The 21084-nt window shown below is 59.5% G+C and carries 20 protein-coding genes and 1 tRNA gene; 6 read left to right on the plus strand and 15 right to left on the minus strand.

All coding sequences use genetic code 11. The annotated features are described in order from the left end of the window. The first annotated feature begins 61 nt into the window (after nt 1–61). Nucleotides 62–1066: an AraC family transcriptional regulator gene (locus tag AB4O41_RS15700; protein ID WP_460148352.1), complete on the plus strand. Its 1005-nt coding sequence runs from the start codon at nt 62–64 to the stop codon at nt 1064–1066. Between the two features lie 153 nt (nt 1067–1219). Here the strand turns inward: AB4O41_RS15700 and AB4O41_RS15705 are convergent, their stop codons facing one another. Then, on the minus strand, nt 1220–1585 hold the full coding sequence (locus tag AB4O41_RS15705; protein WP_460143823.1) for a response regulator: 366 nt from the start codon (nt 1583–1585) through the stop codon (nt 1220–1222). A gap of 119 nt (nt 1586–1704) precedes the next feature. Next, nucleotides 1705–2391, minus strand: a complete 687-nt coding sequence (locus AB4O41_RS15710) for a Crp/Fnr family transcriptional regulator (protein ID WP_460143824.1) — start codon at nt 2389–2391, stop codon at nt 1705–1707. 85 nt (nt 2392–2476) lie between these two features. Here AB4O41_RS15710 and AB4O41_RS15715 point away from each other — a divergent pair, with 85 nt between their 5' ends. Then, nucleotides 2477–2995: an Mpo1 family 2-hydroxy fatty acid dioxygenase gene (locus AB4O41_RS15715; RefSeq protein ID WP_460143825.1), complete on the plus strand. Its 519-nt coding sequence runs from the start codon at nt 2477–2479 to the stop codon at nt 2993–2995. An 89-nt stretch (nt 2996–3084) separates the two neighbouring features. Here AB4O41_RS15715 and AB4O41_RS15720 read toward each other — a convergent pair whose 3' ends face one another. The 5 genes from AB4O41_RS15720 to oscA all read right to left on the minus strand — a co-directional run bounded on the left by AB4O41_RS15720 (nt 3085) and on the right by oscA (nt 7347). Further along, a complete protein-coding gene (locus AB4O41_RS15720) occupies nt 3085–4074 on the minus strand; it encodes a sulfate/molybdate ABC transporter ATP-binding protein (protein WP_007899637.1) in 990 nt (329 codons plus the stop codon). A gap of 3 nt (nt 4075–4077) precedes the next feature. Further along, nucleotides 4078–4947, minus strand: a complete 870-nt coding sequence (gene cysW, locus AB4O41_RS15725; protein WP_367373712.1) for a sulfate ABC transporter permease subunit CysW — start codon at nt 4945–4947, stop codon at nt 4078–4080. Between the two features lie 13 nt (nt 4948–4960). Further along, on the minus strand, nt 4961–5779 hold the full coding sequence (gene cysT, locus AB4O41_RS15730) for a sulfate ABC transporter permease subunit CysT (RefSeq protein ID WP_033058556.1): 819 nt from the start codon (nt 5777–5779) through the stop codon (nt 4961–4963). 238 nt (nt 5780–6017) lie between these two features. After that, entirely contained in the window at nt 6018–7031 is a 1014-nt protein-coding gene (locus tag AB4O41_RS15735; RefSeq protein WP_460143826.1) for a sulfate ABC transporter substrate-binding protein, read from the minus strand. A 133-nt stretch (nt 7032–7164) separates the two neighbouring features. Further along, nucleotides 7165–7347, minus strand: coding sequence for a sulfur starvation response protein OscA (oscA, locus tag AB4O41_RS15740; RefSeq protein ID WP_007941032.1), 183 nt, complete (start codon nt 7345–7347; stop codon nt 7165–7167). 600 nt (nt 7348–7947) lie between these two features. Between oscA and desA the strand changes: the two genes are divergently transcribed. Next, entirely contained in the window at nt 7948–9132 is a 1185-nt protein-coding gene (gene desA / locus AB4O41_RS15745) for a delta-9 fatty acid desaturase DesA (protein ID WP_007899628.1), read from the plus strand. Nucleotides 9133–9435: 303 nt separating this feature from the next. Next, on the plus strand, nt 9436–10425 hold the full coding sequence (locus AB4O41_RS15750) for a GGDEF domain-containing protein (protein ID WP_460143827.1): 990 nt from the start codon (nt 9436–9438) through the stop codon (nt 10423–10425). Between the two features lie 132 nt (nt 10426–10557). Here the strand turns inward: AB4O41_RS15750 and AB4O41_RS15755 are convergent, their stop codons facing one another. The 3 genes from AB4O41_RS15755 to gabD all read right to left on the minus strand — a co-directional run bounded on the left by AB4O41_RS15755 (nt 10558) and on the right by gabD (nt 14816). After that, entirely contained in the window at nt 10558–11772 is a 1215-nt protein-coding gene (locus AB4O41_RS15755; RefSeq protein WP_460143828.1) for an HDOD domain-containing protein, read from the minus strand. Between the two features lie 134 nt (nt 11773–11906). Then, nucleotides 11907–13184, minus strand: coding sequence for a 4-aminobutyrate--2-oxoglutarate transaminase (gene gabT, locus AB4O41_RS15760; protein ID WP_008068635.1), 1278 nt, complete (start codon nt 13182–13184; stop codon nt 11907–11909). Nucleotides 13185–13373: 189 nt separating this feature from the next. Beyond that, nucleotides 13374–14816, minus strand: a complete 1443-nt coding sequence (gene gabD, locus AB4O41_RS15765) for an NADP-dependent succinate-semialdehyde dehydrogenase (RefSeq protein ID WP_223486364.1) — start codon at nt 14814–14816, stop codon at nt 13374–13376. Nucleotides 14817–15165: 349 nt separating this feature from the next. Between gabD and AB4O41_RS15770 the strand changes: the two genes are divergently transcribed. Beyond that, nucleotides 15166–15242 (plus strand) — tRNA-Arg (locus AB4O41_RS15770). 145 nt (nt 15243–15387) lie between these two features. On the opposite strand, the gene AB4O41_RS15775 is transcribed toward AB4O41_RS15770, so the two are convergent. The 5 genes from AB4O41_RS15775 to AB4O41_RS15795 form a co-directional block, all read right to left on the minus strand. Continuing rightward, nucleotides 15388–15654, minus strand: a complete 267-nt coding sequence (locus AB4O41_RS15775; RefSeq protein ID WP_460143829.1) for a hypothetical protein — start codon at nt 15652–15654, stop codon at nt 15388–15390. A 21-nt stretch (nt 15655–15675) separates the two neighbouring features. Next, nucleotides 15676–16314 carry a hypothetical protein gene (locus AB4O41_RS15780; protein WP_460143830.1) on the minus strand — a complete coding sequence of 213 codons (639 nt, stop codon included), beginning with the start codon at nt 16312–16314 and terminating at the stop codon, nt 15676–15678. Next, nucleotides 16311–16892 carry an RNA polymerase sigma factor gene (locus AB4O41_RS15785; RefSeq protein WP_460143831.1) on the minus strand — a complete coding sequence of 194 codons (582 nt, stop codon included), beginning with the start codon at nt 16890–16892 and terminating at the stop codon, nt 16311–16313. Before AB4O41_RS15785 ends, AB4O41_RS15780 begins: the two co-directional genes overlap by 4 nt. A 17-nt stretch (nt 16893–16909) precedes the next feature. Continuing rightward, the gene (locus AB4O41_RS15790; protein WP_460143833.1) at nt 16910–18658 is read right to left on the minus strand and encodes a vWA domain-containing protein; all 1749 of its coding nucleotides are present in this window, start codon (nt 18656–18658) and stop codon (nt 16910–16912) included. 87 nt (nt 18659–18745) lie between these two features. Further along, on the minus strand, nt 18746–19306 hold the full coding sequence (locus AB4O41_RS15795) for a YbhB/YbcL family Raf kinase inhibitor-like protein (RefSeq protein ID WP_460143834.1): 561 nt from the start codon (nt 19304–19306) through the stop codon (nt 18746–18748). A gap of 139 nt (nt 19307–19445) precedes the next feature. Here AB4O41_RS15795 and AB4O41_RS15800 point away from each other — a divergent pair, with 139 nt between their 5' ends. After that, nucleotides 19446–20975: an FAD-dependent oxidoreductase gene (locus AB4O41_RS15800; protein WP_460143835.1), complete on the plus strand. Its 1530-nt coding sequence runs from the start codon at nt 19446–19448 to the stop codon at nt 20973–20975. Nucleotides 20976–21084: the final 109 nt, after the last annotated feature.

Genomic DNA, 21084 nt, shown 5'->3' on the forward strand with positions numbered 1-21084 from the left:
CCTTGCCATGCTTTACAGAGCGGTAGCCGTGAACGCCAACCTGTTGACCGGACGCGCCAACATGACCGAACCGACCTCACTCGCCAGCTGGACCCGCGCCCTGCGCAAGCAGCTCGATGCGCTGGGGCTCGACAGCACCGCCCTGTGCCAACAGGCGGGGCTCGACCCGCAGTTGATGGACGACCCGAACGCTCGTTACCCGTTGTCCGCTACCACGCGCCTGTGGCAAATCGCGGTGCAGGTCAGCGGCGATCCGGCGATTGGCTTGCGGGTGTCGCGTTTCGTCAGCCCCACCACGTTTCATGCGCTGGGTTATGCGTTGGTGGCCAGCGGCAGCCTGCGGGAAGTCTTCGAGCGCATCGTGCGTTATCACCAAGTGGTCAGCAACGCACTGGATCTTGAGTTGATCCGCGCCGAGGATCGCTACCGCTTCCGCCTGAAAATCCCCCAAGGCAACCCCGCGCCAGCCTTCGAGGCCATCGATGCCTTCGCGGCGATTTACGTGCGCACCTGCCGTAATCGTCTTGGCCGTGACTACGCCCCGCTGGCGGTCTACCTGCGCCGTCCGGAACCTGCCGACCCGCATCAATGGCACAAAGTGTTCCGCGCACCGGTGTATTTCAATGCCGATGAAGACCGGCTGGAGTTCGCCCTGCTGGACTTCGAGAGTCACCTGGACGACGCCAACCCGGAACTGGCCGAGCACAATGAAACCGTGCTCGAACGCACCCTGGCGCAACTCAAACCCCTGACCTGGGAGCGCAAGGTTCGCGACGCCATTGAAGAGCAATTACCCGAAGGCGAACCGTCGGCCGAATGCATCGCCCATGCGCTGCACTTGAGTCTGCGCAGCCTGCAACGGCACTTGGCGGACGAAGGTTATCGATTCGATACGCTGCTCAACGAAAGCCGGGAAAACCTGGCGCTGCTGCATCTGCGCGACCCGCTGTGCTCGTTGGGCGAGATCAGTTATCTGCTGGGATTCGCCGACACCAGTAGCTTCAGTCGTGCGTTCAAACGCTGGACCGGGATGACGCCGGGGCAGTTTCGGGATGGGTTGCGGTGACAGATCTTGAAGGTGTTTTGTATGTTCCGGCCTCTTCGCGAGCAAGCCCGCTCCCACAGGGTTTTCGGTTGCTCACAACACTGTGATTCACCCAGAATCACTGTGGGAGTGGGCTTGCCCGCGATAGCTATTTCTCAAACACCACTGAAACCACTATCGCCCGCGATCCCGCCGCAACAGCTTGCGCACCCGCTTCACCAGTTCACTGACGGCAAACGGCTTTAGCAGGTAACCATCCTCATGCAACTCCAGCCCGCGCAGGCGATCTTCGATGCCGTCCTTGGTGGTGAGGAGCAGTACCGGCGTGTCGCCGAGTTTGCGGATCTGCTGCAGCAACTGCCAGCCGTTGAGCCCCGGCAACATCACGTCGAGGATGATCAGTTCGTATTCGCCGGACTCGATAAAGCGCCGGCCGTCCATGCCATTGAGCGCCACATCCACCGCGTAACTCGCTTCGCTCAGGCCTTTGGCCAGGAGACTGGCGGTCTCGGGTTCGTCTTCCACTAGCAACACACGCATGGCACACCTCGATTATCGTCGTCACAGGCTAGGCGCGTTCGCGGATAAAGCCCACCAATACCGTGGCGGTTTGAAAGATCGCAGGCTTCGCCAGCGCCTACAGAGGGCTGTGATGTTTTTCAAATCACCGCCAACGCTCGCAACCGCTCGGCATCCAGAATCTCGATCTCGCCATACCTGAGATTCAGAATCCCCTGCCCCTGCAAATCCTTGAGGAGCTGGTTGGTGGTCTGGCGCGACAGCGACAGCATCGAGGCCAATTGCTCCTGAGGCAGTTGCAGAACACGGCGCGGAGGATCGATTTCGCCGTAACCCTCGGCGATCATCAGCAACCGATGGGCCAGGCGCGCCGGAGCTGGCATCAGACTCAGCTGTTCGAGGTTGATGAAGGTCAGGCGCAGTTTGTGGCTCATCAGCAACGCCAGTTGCCGCCAGTGAACCGGTTGTTGGTCGAGCAACTTCAGCAGCGTCGCCTGCGGGATGTGCAACAGGATGCACTGGCCCACGGCGTAGGCATCGTGGGTTCGCGGCTGGCCATCGAACAGGCAGATTTCGCCAAACCAGTGCGGCGCTTCCACCAGGCTCAGCAGTGCTTCCTTGCCCTGCTCGCTTACCGCGCCAATGCGCACCGACCCTTCGAGCACTGCATACAGCCCGCACGGCGGATCACCGCGTTTGAATAGCAGTTGCCCCGACGGCAGGCGCCGAATTCGGGCCGCAGCCAGCAGACTATCCTGTAAGGGAACAGGTAAATGACTGAACCACTGCCCCGTATCCAGGCGCGAACGCCAAACCTGCATGTCCATGAAAACTCCTGGAGATTGTCGCCTGGCTGACAGAGCGAGAGATGCACTCCGGGGCATCATCCATCACCCTACAGGAGGAATAACAATGAAAAGCCTCGTTGACCATCTCAGTCAATACGCCGCCTACCACCGTGACCCGCGCAATATCGCCAGCCACTTTATCGGTATTCCGCTGATTGTAGTGGCGGTCGCGGTATTACTGTCACGGCCGCAATGGGGCGGAGGATGGATCTCGCCGGCAGGGCTGGTCGCAATGGCATCGGCGTGGTTTTACCTGCGCCTGGAATTGCGGCTGGGGGTGTTGATGACCGTGTTGCTCGGTCTGTGCATCTGGGCGGGTCAGGTTCTCGCGCAGCAAAGTACGCTGGTCTGGCTGGCCAGCGGCATCGGGATGTTTGTACTGGGGTGGGCGATTCAGTTTGTCGGTCATTATTACGAGGGACGCAAACCGGCGTTTGTCGATGATGTGACGGGGTTGATTGTCGGGCCGTTGTTTGTGGTGGTTGAGTTGGCGTTTTTGCTCGGGATGCGGCATGAGCTGAAAGAGCAGATCGAGGCGCGGGTGGGCGGTGTGCGTTTGCGTCAGAAAAACGCAGCGGTGTAGGACGCCATCGCGGGCAAGCCCGCTCCCACAGTGATCTGTGTCGTTCACAAATCCCCTGTGGGAGCGGGCTTGCCCGCGATGCTTTTGCTTTAGATGTTGGCGACTTTCTGCCAGACTTTCGGTTTGAAGAACAACGTCTCACCCTTCGCCAAGCCAACCAGGCTGTCGTGATCCTTCACCACTTCCGCTTCGATCAGCTCGCTCTGGCCTTCGACCTTCAACGTCACCCGTGTCGTCGCGCCCAACGGACGAATATCCCGCACTTCAGCCGCGTGGTGATCTTCCAGTTCATGCCGCGACAGCGACACTTCGTGTGGACGGAACAGCACGTGCCGGTCTTCACCCAAATGCAGACGGTTCGAATCGCCGAGGAAGTGATAGACGAAATCGCTGGCGGGGTTTTCGTAGACGTCACCCGGTGAGCCGATCTGTTCAATCACACCCTTGTTCATCACCACGATCCGGTCGGCGACTTCCATCGCCTCTTCCTGGTCGTGGGTCACGAATACCGAGGTCAGGTTGATGTCTTCGTGCAGCCGCGCGAGCCAGCGGCGCAGCTCTTTACGGACCTTGGCGTCGAGGGCGCCGAAGGGTTCGTCGAGCAGCAAAACTTTCGGCTCCACCGCCAAGGCACGGGCCAATGCGATGCGCTGACGCTGGCCACCAGAGAGTTGTTCCGGGTAGCGATCGGCCAACCAATCCAGCTGCACCATGTTCAGCAGTTCGTGGACTTTCACCGCGATCTGGCTTTCATTCGGACGCTGGTTTTTCGGCTTCATGCGCAGTCCGAATGCGACGTTGTCGAACACCGTCATGTGCCGGAACAGAGCGTAGTGCTGGAACACGAAACCGACATTGCGATCCCGCACGTCGTGGCCGGAAACGTCTTCACCATGGAACACGATGTTGCCCTGATCCGGAGTTTCCAGGCCGGCGATGATTCGCAGCAACGTGGTCTTGCCGCAGCCGGACGGCCCCAGTAGCGCCACCAGCTCGCCGCTTTGAATGTCCAGGCTGATGTTGTCCAGCGCCTTGAACGCGTGGAAGTTCTTGCTGACGTTACGCACTTCGATCGACATGACTTATTCCTCCGCGGCGCTGGCGCGCAGGCGGTTAATACGGTTTTCGCTCCACTGCTTGAGCAGCAGGATGAAGAGCGCCAGGATCAGCAACAGGCTCGCCACGGCGAACGCGGCCACGTGGTTGTATTCGTTGTAGAGGATCTCGACGTGCAGCGGCAGGGTGTTGGTTACCCCGCGAATGTGCCCGGAAACCACCGACACCGCACCGAACTCACCCATCGCTCGCGCAGTGCAGAGCACCACGCCATAGATCAGGCCCCATTTGATATTGGGCACGGTGACGTGCCAGAACATCTGCCAGCCATTGGCGCCGAGCAGGCGCGCGGCCTCTTCTTCCTGGGTGCCTTGTTCCTGCATCAGCGGGATCAGCTCACGGGCCACGAACGGCACGGTAACGAAAATCGTCGCCAGCACGATGCCCGGCAAGGCGAAGACGATCTGGATGTCGTGATCCTGCAACCACGGACCGAACAGGCCTTGGGCGCCGAACATCAACACATAGACCAGACCCGCGATCACCGGCGACACCGAGAACGGCAGGTCGATCAGGGTCACCAGCATGCTCTTGCCGCGGAACGAGTATTTGCTTACGCACCACGCCGCGCTGACACCGAACACCAGATTCAGCGGAACCGAAATCAGTACCGCGATCACGGTGAGTTTCAACGCCGACAAGGCGTCCGGCTCGAAGATCGCGGTGAAGAACGCACCCAGGCCCAGCTTCAGACCCTGAGACACCACGATGAACAACGGCAGTAACAAAAACAGTGCGAAGACCAGCCAGCCGAGGCCGATGAGGATTCGCCGCGACGTGGCACTGCCACGGCGGGAGGCGTTCGAGGAGGCAGCTGCAATAGACGATTGGGACATGATTCGCGCCTCCTTATGGGGTTTCGATGCGCCGCTGCAGCAAGTTGATCAGCAGCAACAGGACAAAGGAAACCACCAGCATCAGTACACCAATGGAGGTGGCGCCGGTGTAATCGTACTGGTCGAGTTTGACCATGATCAGCAGCGGCAGAATTTCGGTTTTCATCGGCATGTTGCCGGCGATAAAAATCACCGAACCGTACTCGCCGACCCCGCGGGCAAAGGCCAAAGCGAAACCGGTCAGCCAAGCTGGTAGCAGCGCGGGAACCAGGATATGGCGGAAAACCTGTAACGGTTTGGCGCCGAGGCACGCCGCTGCTTCCTCCACTTCACGGGGAATATCAGCCAGTACAGGCTGTACCGTACGTACCACGAATGGAAGCGTCACAAAAGTCAGCGCAAGCGTGATGCCGAGGGGGGTATAGGCGATCTTGAAACCCAGGTCCGCCGCGAACTGACCCACCAGGCCAGTGGGGGTGTACAGCGCGGTCAGCGCGATACCGGCCACCGCAGTGGGCAAAGCAAAGGGCAGGTCGATCATCGCGTCGATGACTTTGCGGCCCGGGAAGGTGTAGCGCACCAGTACCCAGGCCAGCAGCGTGCCGATGATGCCGTTGATGATCGCCGCATAGAGCGCGGTGCCGAAGCTCAGCTTCAACGCCGCCAGCACCCGTGGCGCCGAGATGATTGCCCAGAACTGGTCCCAGGTCAGTTGGGCGGCATGCACGAACATCGCCGCCAGTGGAATGAGCACAATCAGGCTGAGGTACACCAAGGTGTAGCCCAGCGTCAGCCCGAAGCCGGGTATGACGGGGGAGATACGACGCGACATAAAAGTCCTTGGTTGAAAACGCGCTAAGCCCCGACAGTGAAATCGGGGCCTGTTGGCTAATGCCAGCCAGTTAAGGATTTGGACACCACAACCCCTGTGGGAGCGAGCCTGCTTGCGATAGCGGCGGGTCAGCCAATACTTATGCTGAATGTACCGCCGTCATTGCGAGCAGGCTCGCTCCCACAGGTTCAGCACCTTAACTGACTGGAATCAGGTCCATTGACTGATCCATTTCAGGTTACTGCGCCTGATAAATCTGGTCGAACACGCCACCGTCATTGAAGAATTTCGGTTGCGCGGTTTTCCAGCCACCGAAGTCCTTGTCGATGGTCACCAGCTCCAGTGTCGGGAACTGTTTGGCGTACTTGGCGGCCACGTCCTTGTCACGTGGACGATAGAAGTTTTTCGCCGCGATTTCCTGGCCGGCCGGGCTGTACAGGTGCTTGAGGTACGCTTCGGCGATGTCGGTGTTGCCCTTTTTCTCGGCATTCTTGTCGACCACGGCCACCGGTGGTTCGGCCAGGATCGACAGCGAAGGCACGACGATGTCGAATTTGTCGGCGCCGCCGTCTTCTTTCAACGCCAGGAAGGCTTCGTTTTCCCAGGCCAGCAACACGTCGCCCTGACCGTTGTTGACGAAGGTGATGGTCGAGCCGCGAGCACCGGTGTCCAGCACAGGCACATGTTTGAACAGCGTCTGCACGTATTCTTTGGCCTTGGCTTCGTTACCGCCGTTGGCCTTCAGGCCATAGGCCCAGGCCGCGAGAAAGTTCCAGCGTGCGCCGCCCGAGGTTTTCGGGTTCGGGGTGATGACTTCCACGCCGTTTTTGGTCAGGTCGCCCCAGTCCTTGATGCCTTTCGGGTTGCCCTTGCGCACCAGGAATACGATGGTCGAGGTGTAAGGCGTGCTCGCCTCAGGAAGACGCTTCTGCCAGTCGACCGGCAGGCTCTTGCCGAGCTTGGCGACTTCATCGATGTCACCGGCCAAGGCCAGGGTCACCACGTCGGCCCGCAGACCGTCGATCACTGCGCGAGCCTGCTTGCCCGAACCACCGTGAGACTGCTGGATCTTCACGCTGTCGCCAGCGTGGTCCTTTTGCCAGGACTTGATGAATTCAGCGTTGTAGTCCTGGTACAGCTCACGGGTCGGGTCATACGACACATTGAGCAGCTCGTAATCCTTGGCAACCGCGGAACCAGCAAAAAGGGCACTGGCCAGGGCGGCCAAAGCAAAATGACGAATCGACGACATGGTGAAAGCTCCTGGAATTCTTGATGTGTTGGCTTTTTCTTATGGTCTGGAACGGGTTGCCTGTTCGAAGATCGCAGCCTGCGGCGGCTGCGCGTAGGAGCTGCCGAAGGCTGCGATCTTTTGATCTTTCGCTTCAGCTCGGCTTGTTGCCCGGGTTCTGCAAACGGAATTTCTCTTTGCGTTCGATCTGAACCACCTGGGCGTTATGCACAGTGATTTCCACCGCACCAAAGCGCAGATCGCGCAAGGCACTCTGGATCTCACGCAAAATAGTGGCTTCGTCCTGCCCGTCAACACTACGTAGGGATGCGCTCATGGTGCTGCTCCTTTAATGAGATATGCCTGGCAGTGGCGGGCACTGCTTACGGCGTGAGAGCAATAGTAGATAGGCGCAGATATTCTTAAAAAGACTATTTAAGAATGTTTATATAACCAGAAGATATTATTTGATGGCGTAAGGGATTGCGGGACGTTATTAGTTTGAAGATCAAAAGATCGCAGTACCTCTGCCCCAAATCGCAGTCGGGTTCGAGCAGGAAAGCCGCCCGCTCGACCTGTCCGCCTCCCTCGACATGCATCCCCATGCTTTGCGCTAGCGCAATGATTACCCGCCCACCCAGGCATCACCGTTGATCAGTTGCCAACGCAGCAGGTCGGTAGAGCTATCGAAGAACCTGTTCAATAAATAACCACTAAGCTGGAGTCAGGCGACGGAAAGCACCGGATAGAGCAGCGCCACACGCAAGGCATTGCGATATGTGGCCGGCATTCGACTGTCCATATCCCTACAAAAAGGCTGGAATTATAATTTAAAGAAACATCCAGCCACTCTTATCTGAAAGGGCGACTGGTTTTATCTGTGGGCTAAGTGATAATGCAACGGCTGTTTTTTTCTTTATCGAGGGTCCTATAGGCTATGTGGTACGAAGGTTTTCTTGGCTTATCGCCCTGGTCACTGGTGGCAGTCACCTTACTGATGACCCACGTGACGATCGTCGGCGTCACGGTTTATCTGCATCGTTATTCAGCCCATCGCTCGCTTGAGCTCAATGCCGGCCTGAAACATTTCTTCCGCTTCTGGTTGTGGCTGACCACAGCGCAGAACACGCGCGAGTGGACGGCTATCCACCGCAAGCATCACGCCAAATGCGAAACCGTCGATGACCCGCACAGCCCGGTCATCAAGGGGTTATCCACCGTTCTGCGCAAAGGCGCCGAGCTGTACCGCGCCGAAGCGGAAAATCCCGAGACCCTGCGCATCTACGGCAAAAACTGCCCCGAAGACTGGATCGAACGCAACCTCTACAGCCGCTTCCCGCTGCTGGGTGTCGCGATCATGGGCGTCATCGACCTGCTGCTGTTCGGCACCATCGGCATCACCATCTGGGCCATCCAGATGATGTGGATCCCGGTATGGGCCGCCGGCGTGGTCAATGGGTTGGGCCATGCCATCGGCTACCGCAACTTCGAATGCCGCGATGCGGCGACCAATCTGGTGCCCTGGGGCATCCTGATCGGCGGCGAAGAACTGCATAACAACCATCACACCTACCCCAACTCCGCCAAACTGTCGGTGAAGAAGTGGGAATTCGACCTCGGCTGGGCCTGGATCCAGGTCTTCAGCTTCCTGCGTCTGGCCAAGGTCCAGCGGGTCGCGCCCATCGCCCACCGCGTCGAAGGCAAAGGCAGCCTGGACATGGACACCGCCATGGCGATCCTCAACAACCGCTTCCAGATCATGGCCCAGTACCGCAAGTTGGTGATCGCGCCGCTGGTCAAGCAAGAGCTGGAAAAGGTCGATCACTCGGTCCGTCACCAGTTCCACCGGGCCAAGCGTTTGCTGTCGCGGGAAACCAGCCTGCTGGACGACAAGCACCATATGCGCATCCAGACCATGCTCGAGCACAGCCAGGCGCTGAAGGTAATTTACGAAAAACGCCTGGCCTTGCAACAGATCTGGGTCAAGACCAGCTCAAATGGTCACGACATGCTGGCTGCTATCAAGGATTGGGTACACGAGGCCGAGGCCAGCGGGATTCAATCCCTGCGTGATTTCGCCGACCAGTTGAAAACCTATTCCCTGCGCCCTGCCAACGCCTGATCCTAGCGAGGCTTGCCCCTGCTGAGCGGCTAGCCTGTAACAAGGGCTAGCTTGTGGGTAAGGGCTTGCCTGTGGCGAGGGAGCTTGCTCCCCCTCGGCTGCGCAGCAGACGCAAACTCTGACGACGCGTTTCACCCGTAAAAACGCGTCGCCAATTCAAGCAGCCATACCGCCCAGCGGGACTCTGCCCCCAAGGCGGGAACTTCGCTCCAAATCCCCTATCTCAAAGACACTTCGCCATCCAGGCGGGCTTTGTTCTCGGCCGCTGTCGACTTAGCGGCACGCCCTTTGAGATTTGTGCCGATGGTCAATAAAAGCCTACAAGACACATCCCTTCCGCAGTGGCCCGAGGCCGCGCAAACCCTGATGGCGCTGATGCATGCCCAGGGTGAAGTGGCACGCCTGAGCGAACGCGAACAGCTGTTCAGCTCGCTGCTGGTCAGCGTCAACGCCGTGCTTTGGGCCTTCAACTGGGAAACCCGTCAGGTGCTCTACGTCAGCCCTGCCTATGACCGGATTTTCGGCCGCCCCGCCGGCCTGTTGCTGTCCGACTTCAACCACTGGCGCGACAGCGTCCATCCCGACGATCTGGACTACGCCGAGCGCAGCCTCGCGCAAGTGCTGGTCAAAGGCGCCGTCGAAGATCGCGAATACCGCATCATCGCCGCCGACGGCCAGGTGCGCTGGCTCAGCGACAAGTGCTTCATCAACCGTCAGGCCGAGCCGGGCCAACCGGTGATCATCGTCGGCATTGCCGAAGACATCACCGAAAAAAAGCAGCTGGAAGCCGAGCTGCAACGCCTGGCCAGCACCGATGTTTTGACCCAAAGCAGCAATCGCCGACACTTCTTCGAATGCGCCCATCACGAATTCGAGCAGGCGCGATTGAACGGTGCGCCGATGGCATTCCTGCTGCTGGACATCGATGACTTCAAAGTGGTCAACGACACCTACGGTCATCAGGAAGGCGATAAGGTGCTGCAACGCATCGCCGAGAGCGGTCGCGCGGCCCTGCGGCGTGGTGATCTGTTCGGACGGATCGGCGGTGAGGAATTCGCAGCGGTGTTTCCCGGCTGTGCACCGGACATGGCCATGCAAGTGGCCGAGCGCCTGCAACGGGAAATCCAGCGGTTGAGCTTCAGCTGTAACGACCAGACCTTCGGCATCACCGTCAGCCAGGGCCTGACCAGCCTTACTCCCGAGGACGAAAGTGTCGACAGCCTGTTCGCCCGCGCCGATGCGGCGATGTACCGGGCCAAGCGGCAGGGCAAGAACCGCATCATTTCTGGCTGAACTCGAATCGAAACTCAACGCAAAACTTGTGGGAGCGGGCTTGCCCGCGATAGCGGACTATCAGCCTACATCAATGCTGAATGTCAGTCCCTCATCGCGGGCAAGCCCGCTCCCACAGGTATTGCATAAAGCTTATTTTTTGCGCAAACGCATCAATTCCGGCAATCCGATCTTGAGCAATCGCGCCGTACGGCTCTTGGACAACGCCTCGATCCCTTCATGCTCGGTCAGGCGCGCCAGTTGTGCGGCCATGTTCATCACCAGTGCCTCGCGGGAGTAAACTCCGCCACCGAGCTGATACACCGCCGCAATCAGCTCTCGCAGCTCCAGGGGCAGGCGCCAGCGGGTCCGTAGCGCCGAACCGTAGCCCGCGCCGAATTCAGCCAGGGCATCGCCGACCTCTTCCCACTCATCCAGCTCTCCGCCAGCTTGCTTCCACTCCTGCAAACAGCGCAGCAAGGCCAGGTCGCCGAGACGATGCAGCATGCCCGCGCAATAACAGCGCGCCTGATCCAGATCCAGCAAACGCGCCAGCGTCCGCGCATATTCGGCGGTGTGCAGCGACAACTCCCAATAACGTTCGGCATAGTCCGCCAGCTGCGGATCGCTGAGCCGGGCACTGCGCTTGAGGGCTAGGCCCAGAATCAGGTTCATGCTTTGCCCGGCACCCAGGCGGTGCAGCGCCTGAGCCAGAGTTTGCACGGCGACGCCATAATGCTGCGCCGCGCTGTTGGCGGCGGCGATCAGGACAGCGGTAATGTGCGGGTCGGTGCGGATTTCGTCTTCCAGCACTGCCAGATCGAGGCCATCGGGATTGAGGCTGCGTTTGATCGCCACCTGCACGTCGGTCATCAGCGGCGCACCGTCCGCCAGCTCACGACGCCGTTCCAGGTATACCGACAAGGTCATGCCAGGCGCCAATGACGGTACCTCGCACGACACCTCTTCACCAGGGTTCAACAACACATCCTGCAGACGCTGAGTCAGGTTTTCGATGTTCAACGGTTTGCTCAGGTACGCCGTGGGCGCCAGAGGCAAGGCTTCGCGCACGCTGGCGCTGTCGTTGCGGCTGCTCATCAGGATGAAGGGCAACGGTGGATTACGCTTGCGTTGACGAACATTGCGCAAGACGTTCAGGCCATCGACGCCAGGCAACTCCCAATCGACAATCAGCAGATCGTAAGGATTTTCCGCCAACAGGTGCAGCGCCTCCTGGCCATCGGCACACAGGTCCAGCCGCGCGTCGCAGCGCACATTCAACAATACTTGCTTGAGCAGGTCGCGGGACCAGGGGTCGGCCTCGGCAATCAGCACACGCGGTACAACGGGTAACAGCACAGCAGTCATCGCACACTCCATCGGCAATGCTTGCACCTTAGTCAATGATGGCCATTCGATACAGCTCAATTGTCCCTGATGGTTTCAAGCGGCATAAAAAAACCCGCCGAAGCGGGTTTTTTGTCGATCAGGTCACAAATCGATCAGAGCTCGGCGAAGCACTCTTCGATGATCGCCAGGCCTTTATCCAGTTGCTCGTCCGGCGAGGTCAGCGGTACCAGTACGCGCAGAACGTTGCCGTAGGTGCCGCACGACAGCAGGATCAGACCCTTGTCGCGTGCCTTGGCCACCACCGATGCCACCGCAGCAGCATTCGGTTTGTGGCTGTCGCCGTCGACGAACAGCTCGACCGCGATCATCGCGCCCAAGGCACGCACTTCGCCAATGACCGGGTACTTGGCCTGGATGGCTTTCAGACCCGTCACCAGACGCTCGCCGACCGCTTTGCAGCGATCCAGCAGGTGCTCTTCTTCGAACACTTCCATCACTGCCAGGGCCGCGGCGCAAGCGATCGGGCTACCCGCGTAGGTGCCGCCCAGACCGCCCGGAGCGATGGCGTCCATGTATTCGGCCTTGCCGCACACACCGGCCAGCGGGAAGCCGCCAGCGATGGATTTGGCGAAGGTAGTCAGGTCGGCAGCAACGCCCATTTGTTCCATGGCGAAGAAAGTGCCGGTACGGCCAGCGCCAGTCTGCACTTCGTCCGCGATCAACAGAATGCCGTGCTGGTCGCACAGGGCGCGCAGACGCTTCATGAACTCTTTAGGCGCGACGTAGAAACCACCTTCGCCCTGAACCGGCTCGATGATGATGGCAGCGATGTCACGCGGCTCGGCGTCGTTCTTGAAGATGCGTTCGATGCTGGCGATCGAATCGTCGATGCTCACACCGTGCAGTTCGTTCGGGTACAGCGCGCGGAAGATGCCGCCTGGCATCAGGCCCATGCCGGCCGAGTAAGGCACAACTTTACCGGTCAGGCCCAGGGTCATCATGGTGCGACCGTGGTAAGCACCGGTGAACGCGATCACGCCAGCGCGGCCAGTGGCAGCACGGGCGATCTTGATGGAGTTTTCCACGGCTTCGGAGCCGGTGGTCACCAGCAGGGTTTTCTTGGCGAAATCACCCGGCACCTTGGCGTTGATTTTTTCGCACACTTCTACGTACGGCTCGTAAGCCAGTACCTGGAAGCAAGTGTGGGTCAGCTTGTTCAGCTGTTCGGTCACGGCAGCGATGATTTTCGGGTGCACGTGGCCGGTGTTCAGCACGGCGATACCGCCGGCGAAGTCGATGAACTCGCGCCCTTCAACGTCGGTCACGGTGGCGTTCTTCGCGGACTCGGCGAAGATCGGGTGAATCTGGCCAACACCGCGCGGTACAGCGGCTTCGCGGCGTTTCATCAGGGATGCGTTAGTCTTGCTCATAGTGTCCTCATTCACCGCTCATCGGGCGGCGTGGTTCAAGGAAAATGCGGCGGGGAGGCAACTACGGCAGCATGCGATGATCGACTGCCACAGCTTTCCCGGCCACAGAGAAAATTCCGTTTGAAGCGTCGCAAAGGGACAGCGCTCTCGTGCCCTTTGCGCTTGAAGCAATGCCTTGCCGGGCCGAGCTTAGATGCCCAGGCAGAGGTATTTGATTTCCAGGTAATCTTCGATGCCGTACTTGGAACCCTCACGGCCCAGGCCTGACGCCTTGATGCCGCCGAACGGCGCGACTTCGTTGGAGATCAACCCGGTGTTGACGCCGACCATGCCGTATTCCAGGGCTTCAGCCACACGGAACACACGGCCCAAGTCACGAGCATAGAAGTACGAGGCCAGACCGAACTCGGTGTCGTTGGACATCGCGATCACATCGGCTTCATCTTTGAAGCGGAACAGTGGCGCCAATGGACCGAAGGTTTCTTCCTTGGCCACAGCAGCGTTATTCGGCACGTTGGTCAGGATGGTCGGCTCGAAGAAGTTGCCTTCCATCACCTTGCCACCGGACAGCACGGTTGCGCCTTTGCTCACGGCATCAGCGATGTGCTCTTGAACCTTGGCCACGGCTTTTTCGTCGATCAGCGGGCCAGTGGTGGTGCCGTCTTCCAGACCGTTACCGATCTTGAGCTTGGCCACGGCCACTTTCAGCTTTTCGGCAAACGCGTCGTAGACCGAATCCTGAATGTACAGACGGTTGGCGCAGACGCAGGTCTGGCCGTTGTTGCGGTACTTGGAAATGATCGCGCCTTCGACGGCCTTATCCAGGTCCGCGTCGTCGAACACGATGAACGGCGCGTTACCGCCCAGTTCCAGCGAAACTTTCTTGATGTCCTTGGCACATTCGGCCATCAGCTGACGACCGATTTCAGTCGAACCGGTGAAGGACAGTTTGCGCACGATCGGGTTGCTGGTCAGCTCGCTGCCGATGTCGCCGGCGCTGCCGGACACAACACTGAACACACCGTTCGGAATACCGGCACGCTGGGCCAGTTCAGCCAGGGCGAATGCAGAGAACGGAGTTTGCGAAGCAGGCTTGAGCACCATGGTGCAACCGGCGGCCAGGGCTGGGCCGGCTTTACGGGTGATCATCGCGGCAGGGAAGTTCCACGGGGTAATCGCTGCGGTCACGCCGATCGGCTGCTTGATCACGATCAGGCGCTTGTCTGGCTGGTGGCCCGGAATCACGTCACCGTAAACTCGCTTGGCTTCTTCAGCGAACCACTCGATAAAGGAAGCGGCGTAAACGATCTCGCCCTTGGCTTCAGCCAATGGCTTGCCCTGCTCGAGGGTCATCAGGCGAGCCAGGTCGTCCTGGTTCTCGATGATCAGCTCGAACCAGCGACGCAGCTTGTTCGCACGATCCTTGGCGGTCAGTGCACGCCAGGCCGGCAGCGCTTTGTTAGCGGCTTCAATGGCACGGCGGGTTTCGGCAGCGCCCATTTTCGGCACAGTGCCCAGAATTTCGCCCGTTGCCGGGTTGTTGACCTTGATCGTCTGACCGTTGTCCGCATCGACCCAAGCGCCATCGATGAAGGCTTGCTGGCGGAACAACTGGGTGTCTTTAAGCTGCATGTCGGCTTTCCTTAACAGCACCGCGGCAAGCGCGGAGCGAATTATGATTGTAGAAAGGCGCCTTATAGGCTGCCGTCAGGGAAATCATTCACTGGGCTGAAGCACATAAATAGCGCACAAATCGAACTCGTGCGGTTCAGCACCCAGACAAGAGCGTTTGAAATCTCAAACGAATCCTAGGATCAAAGGGGGTAAAGGACAATAGGCTGTTCGAAAAAAAGAACGAAAACGCCGCATTTGCCTATTTTTTCAGATCAGCGTAGCAATCGTAGGTTACGCTTTCGAAAAGCACAGGCGATTCAGCAGCATGGACGCCTGCAGTGCATATGAGTATCATGGCGCCCGCATTGCACCAGTAGCTCAGCTGGATAGAGTACTGCCCTCCGAAGGCAGTGGTCGTGGGTTCGAATCCCGCCTGGTGCACCATACGTAGAAACGAGAAAGCCTCAGATTTTAGGATCTGGGGCTTTTTTGTGGGCTTTCTTCATGCCCCAAGGCGACCTGCTGAGATGCAGTTGTTCGGTTTAACCGAACAACTGCCATTGATCAAAAAACCGCCAAAGCGGTTTTTTCATTCTGTCGTCCAGTCGAACTCGTCGTATTCATCATCCTCTTCGTCCTCGACCACTTCATCATCAAGAACATCTTCCTCAAGCGCTTCTTCTGCCTGCTTCGCCAGAAGAAACTCCTTGCGACTCTCAGTCACTGCTCGCCGTAATTCCTCACCCTTCACCGGGCAGTTGAGCATTTGGGCGATGCGGTCGATTTTTTGTGCCACGGCATCCTCCAACGCATCGGCTATAGGCCGATAGTGCGCGCTTTCGGGTGTCGATGCCAAATTTGCCGACCGTTGTTCACCTCATTTCTTCTGCAAATCCTTGAGTCGGGCCGTGAGATTTTCCTTGGGAAAGCGCTTGTGCAATGTCGTCAGCAGCGCCTCGGCGGCTTGGGTTTGACCGGTCTCTTGCAGGCGTATCACTTCACGTAATTGATCATCCAGTGACTTGGCCGGCGCGGCTAAGCGTTTGCTGATTTTTGCTTCATCCGCCATTTCGCTATTGATCGACTCGCGCTGCAACGGTGCCGAAAACTCCGCCATGGGCGCAGCCGGTGCGGGAGCGGACATAACGCCGGCCGGTTCCGCCAGTGAGCCGGCAACCGATGGAGGCGCTTCGGCTAACTCTTTTTTGGCCAGCGGCGCGGACGCCTTGGGCGCAGGCGCGAAGTCGTAACTTGGTAGTTGCTCGGGCGTGCGTTGCACCAGTGCAAGCATCAGGGCCACGCCGACGAGACTGGCGAACGCGACCTGCCAACGGGGTTTCTGGCAGGCCTGAACCCAGCGCTGCCAAAAGCTAAGCTTCGGCGCGGGGGCTTCGCGATGCGCAGTGGCCAGGATGAAGGCGTCGAGATGCGCCGGTGGTTCGCCGGTTGCATGGTCGCGGAAATGCTTGAGCATTTCATCGTCAGGCGATGGCGGTGTTTGTCGGGCGTCAGTCATGTCAGTACCTCCTCGGCCAGCAGCCGACGCAGTTTTTGCTGGGCGTAGCGCAAGCGGCTTTTAACGGTTTCCAGCGGTGTTTCGGTGAGGTTGGCGATTTGTGGCAGGTCGAGGTCGCCGTGGGCTCGCAGCAAGAACACTTCGCGCTGGTCGGCGGGCAGGGTTTGCAGGGCGGCTTCGAGGCGTTGACCGTCGCGGCTCAGGCTCAGCAGTTGCTCGGGGTCGGCTGCGTTATCGATCGGGGCATGGGTTGGTTCGTCATAGCTGTCATGCAAGGGATTGTGGATTCCGTGTTTGCGCCAGTGATCAATCAGTCGGTTGCGGGCAATCTGATAGAGCCAGGTACGAAAGTTCGCCCGGCCTTGTGGCTGACTGGTGCTGCGGATCAGGCTAAGCCAGGTTTCTTGATACACCTCTTCGGCCAGTTCGGGTTTACCGCTGAGACCAAGGAGGAATCGATAAAGGCCCTGACGGTGGCGGGCGTACAAAACTTCGAACGCCGGCCCGTCGCCCGAGCGGTAACGCGCCAGCAGCGATTCGTCGCTGCTGGCGGCTGAGCTGATTTCAGAGTCGGACATGTCAGCGCTGGCCTCTTTCACTCTATCCGGTTGTCGTTGGGCTGTTGATTCGAGGCGGTCGGGGTTCGCAGGCTCTGTGCCAACTCCACCAATTGCACGAATTCACTGCGCAGGCCGAATTGATCATCGCCCCGTGCGCCACGGGCCAGGGCTTCGGTGTCCTTCAGGCTGAACTCACCGGTATAGCGCCCGTCCTTGAGCTGCTGGGAAAAGGCAGCGACGGCGGCGGCAAATCTTAGATCATCGCTGGCGGTCAAAAGCTTGCCGGCCTCATCACTCAAGATTGGCCGCTCGATCAAGCGACTATTCCCACCTTCCGGCAACTGATAACGCACTCGCAGCATCGCCAATTCTCCGGTTTTTGCGGAAACATCGGCCGCAGGATTGCCATAGCGCAGCGGTTCCAGCCAGCCCTTCTCGCCCTTGGGCACAATTTCATACAACGCCGTCACCGTATGCCCTGCGCCGATTTCTCCGGCGTCGACTTTGTCGTTGCTGAAATCCTCACGCTTCAAGGCGCGATTCTCATAACCCAACAGCCGATATTCGCTGACTTGGGCGGGATTGAATTCCACCTGCAGCTTCACGTTTTTCGCCACTACCGCCAGAGTCGAGCCGAGCTGATCCACCAGCACCTTGCGCGCCTCGCGCAGATTGTCGATGTAGGCGTAGTTGCCATCGCCAGCATCGGCCAGTTGTTCCATCAGGTGTTCATTGTAGTTATCCACACCAAAACCCAGGGTAGTCAGAGAGACGCCGGTTTTGCGTTTATCCACAGCCATTTGCTTGAGGCTGTCGAAGTCGCTGATGCCGACGTTGAAGTCACCGTCGGTGGCCAGCAGGATGCGGTTGATGCCTTTGGGGATAAACGCCTGTTGGGCCATTTGATAGGCCAGTTCGATACCCGACGCGCCGGCGGTCGAACCGCCTGCGGTCAATTGATCGATGGCGGTACGAATTTTCGCTTTTTCCCGTCCGGAAGTCGGCTCCAGCACGACACGAGATTCTCCGGCATACACCACCAGCGAAACCCGGTCCTGCTCGCGCAATTGATCGACCAGCAATTTCAGCGTGCTTTTGACCATGGGCAAACCTTCGCGCCTGTCCATCGAGCCGGACACGTCCACCAGAAACACCAGGTTCGCCGGGGCCAACTCCGCCACTGCGCGATCAGATGCCTTGATGCCGATGCGCAGCAAGCGGGTATGCGGGTTCCAGGGCGACGGCGCCAGCTCGGTGGTCACGCCGAAGGGCGAACCGTCGGTGGGCAAGGCGTAATCGTAGGGGAAGTAATTGACCATTTCTTCCAGCCGCACCGCCCCTTCGGGAGGCAAGCGCCCCTGATTGAGCAAGCGCCGGACGTTGGCGTAAGCGCCAGTATCGACATCGGCACTGAAGGTCGAGACCGGTGCCTCGGCCACGCTGTGAATCGGGTTATCGGCCAGCGCCTGATATTGCTCCCGCTGCTCGTCCCGATAGCCCTGTGGATAAGCCTCACCGGCCGGCATGGGCGCGAACGCGACCAATGGTGCCGGTCGCGCGCTGCGCTTGGCCTGCGCGGTGTCCTTCATGACCTCGCTACGCACCAACGCTTCAGTTTTCAGCGCACCTTGAACCGGAGGCGCAACCGCTGCCGGGCTATCTGTCTCAGAGGCGTCCGTCGCAGAATCTGGCGTGGATGAAACGCCGCAACCGGCGATAGCCAGCAACAACCCGGCGGCGAAACCCTGGGCGGCCGGGCGGAGAAAATGCAGAGGGAGGGACATGGGGGCTGACCTCAGGAGGAAATTGACTCATTCATCCTCTGAGACGGACAGCCCGGCAGGTTCGGGTTAAAGCACCGGAAAAAATCTTCAGCGGTGATAACGCCGCACCACGCTGCTGTTTTTCAGCACATGGCCTTTGATCTGTTCCATCAGCTGCGCGCGGGTCAGCCCAGCAGGCAAGGCGTCTGGCGCCAGGTCCAGGGCGTAAAGCTGGATGATGTAGTGATGGGAGCTGTCGCCAATGGGCGGGCAAGGGCCGATGTAGCCGGTAGTGCCTTTGATGTTGGTGCCGCCCACGCCTTCGAGGGCGGATTTGGCGCCGACACCGGCCGGAATCTGACGGGTCGCGGCCTTGATGCCGTAATGAATCCAGTGATCGACGCCCAGGCCCTTCTGGCCATCCGGGTCGTGCATGACGATGGCGTAGCTGAGGGTGCCCGGGGGGCCGGCGTTCCAGCTCAGGGCTGGAGACTGGTTTTTGCCGCCGCAACCGTTGGCATCGCTGGCCGCCACCGACGTGAACAGACGATTGTCCGAAACACCGGGAATACTGAGGGTGAAACGCTCCTGGGCCTGTGCCGGAAACTGCACGCAAAGGGCGACTGCAACGGCCGCCAGCCAAGGGTTCAAAGAGGTCAATCGGGTCATACCGGAGCACCTTGTGCGGGTGGGGCCGTGGTCGGCTGGCAAACTATAGCCGGACCGTTCGTGCGGTGGCAGCAGGAATTGGCTGAACCTCGCAATACGCGCCAAACTCCTAAGTGAAACACCTGTCTGGAGATCGATCATGGCACTGCATCGCGTCGCCCGTTTCGCCGATGTGCCCCAAGACCGCGGCCTTGAAGTCCGGATCGATAAGACGAAAATCGTCTTGCTGCGGGTCGGCGATCAATTGCGCGCCTATCAGGGCAAATGTCCTCACGCCGGGGCACCCTTGGCCAAAGGTGCGCTGTGCGAAGGACGGTTGATTTGTCCGTGGCACAAAGCGGCTTACCGGCTCGAAGATGGCGCGTTGTGTGAGCCACCGTCCCTGGACAGTCTGCTGCGCTACCCACTCGAAATCCGCGACGACGAGGTCTGGGTCGATGACCAGCCGATGCCCACCCCCAGTACACCGCCGGCGGACGATAAGCGAACCTTCGTGATCATCGGTGCCGGTGCCGCCGGTACGGCTTGTGCGGCGGCGTTGCGGGAGAAAGGTTTCGGTGGCCGGGTATTGCTGATCGACCGTGAGCCTGAGGCCGGTTACGACCGGACGGTGTTGAGCAAATTCGTGATTGCCGGGCAGATGCCGCCCGACGAAGTCCCGTCACTGCGTGATGAAGGTTTTTACAGCGAACAGCGCATTGAACGGATAAACAGCGATGTGATGGGCCTGGATGCACCGAACCGGACTCTGCGCCTGTCTGATGGCCAATCGTTGAGCTATGACGGCGCCGTGATCGCCACCGGCGGCATACCCAAGTCTCTGCCGCTGCCCGGCGCCGACCTGCCGCAGGTATTCGTACTGCGTTCTAAGGCACAGGCGCAGCAGATTCTTTCAGCCGCCAAACCTGGTCAACGGGCAGTGATTGTCGGTGACAGTTTCATTGCTCTGGAGTCCGCTTCATCCCTGCGTCAGTACGGCCTGGAGGTCACCGTCCTGGCCCGCCATGCCATCCCGTTCGAGGCGCAATTCGGCGAGGCCGTCGGCAAAGCGATTCGTGCCCTGCACGAGGCTAATGGCGTGGTGTTTCATACCGATGGCGAGGCCGCGCAGATCGAAGGCACAGGCAAGGTCGAAGCGGTGCGGCTGGACAATGGCCAGCGCTTTGCGGCGGATCTGGTGTTGGTCGGCATTGGCGTCACCCCTGCAACCGGTCCGTTTACCGATCTGCCAAAAGAAAAAGACCAGTCATTGAAGGTCGATGGTGGAATGCGCGTGACCGACGGGCTCTGGGCCGTCGGCGACATCGCGACCTTCCCGCTCAATGGCCAGCCCCGACGAATTGAGCATTGGCGCCTGGCCCAACAACAGGCGCGGATTGCGGCGGCGAATATGCTCGGCGGCGATGAGCGCTACCTCGACGTGCCGTATTTCTGGACCTGGCATTTCGGCAAAAACTATGACTACCTCGGACACGCCGAAGCCTGGGACGAGGTCGAGTTCAAGGGCGACCCTGACCATCCACCGTTTATCGGCCTGTTCGGCAAAAACGGCGTGGTGGCGGCGGTCGTTGCCTGCGATCAGGAGCGTGCGATGGCGATGCTCGCCGAACGCATGAAACAACCGTTGTCGGTGGATGAGGCCTGGCGCCTGATTCGGGACGTTGGCTGACCGACCTCTCCAAATCCTCCGCATTCCCTGGAGCTGCCATACGGTGTTCGCCTAACGGACAAAGGGCGGGCAATGCGCTATTCGCCGAACGGATGAAACAACAGGAACG

The organism is Pseudomonas sp. S2_A02, from assembly GCF_054668495.1.